Genomic DNA, 3476 nt, shown 5'->3' with positions numbered 1-3476 from the left:
CGCCACGCGCCCATTCTGCAAATTGGCTCAACTGGGAGCCATCAGCACACTCAAAGTCGCTTTAAGCAGAGCATCCCAAGCGCCTGGAAGAACAGGTCCGTCAACTGGCGTTCCACGACACGCTCACCCACCTGGCCAACCGCCGACTGCTGGTGGAGCACCTGGACCAGACCATGTCGGCCAGCAAGCGCAGCCACCGCCATGGCGCACTGCTGTTTCTGGATCTCGATAATTTCAAGCCGCTCAATGACACCCACGGCCATGGGGTGGGCGACCTGCTGCTGATCGAAGTGGCCGAACGCTTGAAAGACTGCGTGCGTGAAGCGGACACCGTGGCCCGCTTTGGCGGCGACGAGTTCGTCGTGCTGCTGTGCGAACTGAACACGCTGCAAGACGAAGCCACCACGCAAGCCGCCGCCATTGCAGAAAAAATCCGCACCCGCCTGGCCGAGCCCTATGTGCTGCAGGCCGCCCCCTCCGGCCCGGCGACCGGCACCATCGAGCACCAATGCACCGCCAGCATCGGCGTAGCGGTTTTCCGCGGGCGCGACGAGGATCAGAACAGCGTGATTGACAGGGCGGATGCGGCGATGTACCAGGCCAAGGAGGATGGGCGCAACCGCATCCGGTTCGCACCCAGTCCGATTCCAGCGGCTTGATGCGCGCCGGTGACCTTGCCCCCGAATCGTGGCGATACCACCATTGGCACCCGGCACGGCGGCCGCGCACCATCAGCCGATATGCTTGATCTTGCGGGTCTCTTTCATGCCGTTAGCATGCGTCGGAGCACGCCGTCCTTCCAGACAAAGTGGTGCACCAGCGCGGCTGCGGCGTGAAAGAAGGCAACGAACAGCAGTATGTTGGCCGCCAGCCCATGCAAGTCTTCGACGGTTTCTTTCAGCCCTTTGTTGTTCGGGTCGAACGCCTGGATCTTGAACCAGTTGAAGACCGTGTCGCCTCTGATCCATGCGTTCGCTACACCCAGCACAACCGTGGCAATCAAGAGCCCATAGAGGAGCCAGTGCACGCTGGTCGCAAGCTTGTCGAGCCATCCCGATCCTGCGGGAGGCAAGTGCACGGCGTGGCGTCCAAAACGCCAGCTGATGCGTGCCACGAGCACAAGCGCGAGCACGACGCCGAGCGAAATGTGGGTGCTGCGCGCGAAGACCCGAGGATCGCCTTTCGCGAACCAGTCGATGGTCTGCCCCAGCACCCAAAGCAACACCACCAATGCAGCGGTCAGCCAGTGCAGGACGATGGTGCGACGATCGTAATGAAGCGAGGGGGCGTTCAGGTCAGTCATGGGTCGGTCCTGGCTGCGGTTCGGCGTGCGCCAAACCAAGGGTTTCAGGAATGGAAATCATAGTCGGCTGGCGCTGCCCCCCTACGACCCGTATGTATCGACCCGTATCGGCCCGTACGCCGCGTGCAAGGGCCGCAGGGTCAGCGTGCCAGCCGCACGGCCGGCATTGCACCGGCCCGCACGGACACGCCCTGCCCGAGCTCAAACCGGCTCACCAGCAAGCCTAACTGGCTGGCCTGCTGGCGCAGCGACGCAGCCGCGGCGGCCGATTCTTCGGCCAGGGCGGCGTTCTGGTGCGCCATCTGGTCGAGCTGGCCGACAAACTGGTTCACCTCGCCGATGCGCCCCATCTGCTGGTTGACCTCGGTGGCGATGGCGGAAATCCGACCCGAGACGCTTTCGACCGAGGCGGTCACCTCGGCGGTGGTCTGACCGGCACGCCCGACCTGCTGCGTGCCCGAGGCCACCTTGGCCAGCGAGGTGTGGATCAGGCTGCTGATGTCTTTGGCGGCGGCGGCGCTGCGGCCGGCCAGGGCGCGCACCTCGCTGGCCACCACGGCAAAGCCCCGGCCCTGCTCACCCGCGCGTGCGGCTTCCACGGCCGCGTTGAGCGCCAGGATGTTGGTCTGGAACGCAATGCCGTCGATGATGGAAATGATGTCGGAGATCTTGTGCGAGGCTGCGTCAATTTCGCGCATGGTCGAGACGACCTGCCCCATCTCGCTGCCGCTGCGCGCCGCCACGCTGCTGGTCTGGGTGGATATCTGCTGCGTGGCCTGCGCCGTGGCAGTGGTCTCCTGGACCGAGGTGGTGAGCTGGGCAATGGACGCCAGCGCGGTCTCCAGCGTGCTGGCGGCTTCTTCGGTGCGGTCGCTCAGGTCCTGGCTGCCCTGGGCGATTTCACCGCTGGCGTTGTTGATGTCGTCCGACGCCTGGCGCACCCCCGTGGCCAGCTCCAGCAGATTCTGGCGCATGGCCTCCAGCGCGGTCAGCAGGCCGCCAATTTCATCCTGGCGGTGCGTGTCGATGGGCTGCGAGAGGTCGTGCCGGGCCATGCGGCGGGTGGCCTCGACGGCTTCGCGCACGGCGGCGCGGGTGTCGCGCACCAGCCACCAGGCCAGGGCGCTGCCAAACGCAAAGGCCAGCAGCGCGCCGACGATGATCAGCACCCGGGCCGTGCGGGCGTCCGCGATGGCCAGGGCCGAACTGCTGGCGTTGGCTGCGTCCTGCCAATCGCTGAGCGCATTCACGGCCTTGCCCCAGGCTTGCTGGCGCGCGCTCCAGGTGGCGGCGTCCTTGCCGTATTCATTGCGCATCTGAAAGGCCATGGCCGCATCGCCGCGCCCGGCCGTCTCTTTCTCGCTGACGGCCAGCAGTTCACGCGCCGCGTGGCCGGCGGCCTTCACGGGCCCAAGCAAGGCCTTCGCCTGGGCGTCTTCCGCCAGCAGCGCGGCCAGACGCGTCTCTGCCGTGTCGTATTCCTTGAGCGTACTGCGCACCCGAGCCAGGAGGGCCGGGCCACCCTGAAGATCAGTACCGCCCAAGTCACCCAGTGCCTGCACGTAGCCGGAGACGCTGCGCGCCATCACATTGAGCGTTTGCGATCGCGCCGCGTTGTGCACCGTGATGTCCTCCAGCGTGGCCGACAGCGCTTGCATGCGCAGCAAGGAGAGCACCGCCATACCCAGCAGCAACACCAGAATGACGCCAAAGCCCAGGGAAAGCCGGGCCGCCAGGCTGCGCACGGAAATGAGTTGCATGCTTGTCTCTCTGTCTTGTTGGAAAGTGTGGGCGTCCTTCTGCCGCCACCCAGGCAACATGGCATTGCCGGGTGCGCAGCGCGAGGCTACGCCCCGCAGCGCAAGGCATCAACTGTGGAGTTCCGCAATTGACAGGCGGATCGCGGGGCTTGTGGCTTTTATAAGAAAAGTGCCTTTAGCGCTTATGCAGAAAGCGCTGACAGCTATGAAAACAATAGTTTTACCCAACCCCCAGGGACCGCACCAGCCTGCGTCATAAGGGCCGGCGCCCAAGCGAAGGGAGCGCGCCACCTGGGCCTGGTGGCTCTGGTGCGCTCCGGTGCAGTCTGCGGGTGCTAGGGAAAGTCTGCATAAATCGGCTTCCGATGTGCTCGGCGAGCCGATGAGCTGAGAAAATCTGAGGCATGAAGCAA

At 65.1% G+C, this 3476-nt stretch carries 3 protein-coding genes; 1 reads left to right on the top strand and 2 read right to left on the bottom strand.

Going from position 1 to position 3476, the window contains the following annotated elements; genetic code table 11:
• Nucleotides 1-83: 83 nt before the first annotated feature.
• Nucleotides 84-659: a diguanylate cyclase domain-containing protein gene (locus tag AC07ZH_RS20400; protein ID WP_495201104.1), complete on the top strand. Its 576-nt coding sequence runs from the start codon at nt 84-86 to the stop codon at nt 657-659.
• Nucleotides 660-763: 104 nt separating this feature from the next.
• On the opposite strand, the gene AC07ZH_RS20395 is transcribed toward AC07ZH_RS20400, so the two are convergent.
• Nucleotides 764-1303, bottom strand: a complete 540-nt coding sequence (locus tag AC07ZH_RS20395) for a cytochrome b (RefSeq protein WP_495201103.1) — start codon at nt 1301-1303, stop codon at nt 764-766.
• Nucleotides 1304-1443: 140 nt separating this feature from the next.
• Nucleotides 1444-3063, bottom strand: a complete 1620-nt coding sequence (locus AC07ZH_RS20390; protein WP_495201102.1) for a methyl-accepting chemotaxis protein — start codon at nt 3061-3063, stop codon at nt 1444-1446.
• Between the last annotated feature and the right edge of the window lie 413 nt (nt 3064-3476).

Source organism: Simplicispira sp. GW247-4R2A (assembly GCF_059424465.1).
Note: the sequence above shows the minus strand (reverse complement) of the source record. Positions and strands in the feature narration are given on the sequence as shown.

What these genes read in the sequence shown, in the direction of transcription:
- AC07ZH_RS20395 (WP_495201103.1), bottom strand. Translation starts at nt 1,303, where the DNA reads ATGACTGACCTGAACGCCCCCTCGCTTCATTACGATCGTCGCACCATC.
- AC07ZH_RS20390 (WP_495201102.1), bottom strand. Translation starts at nt 3,063, where the DNA reads ATGCAACTCATTTCCGTGCGCAGCCTGGCGGCCCGGCTTTCCCTGGGC.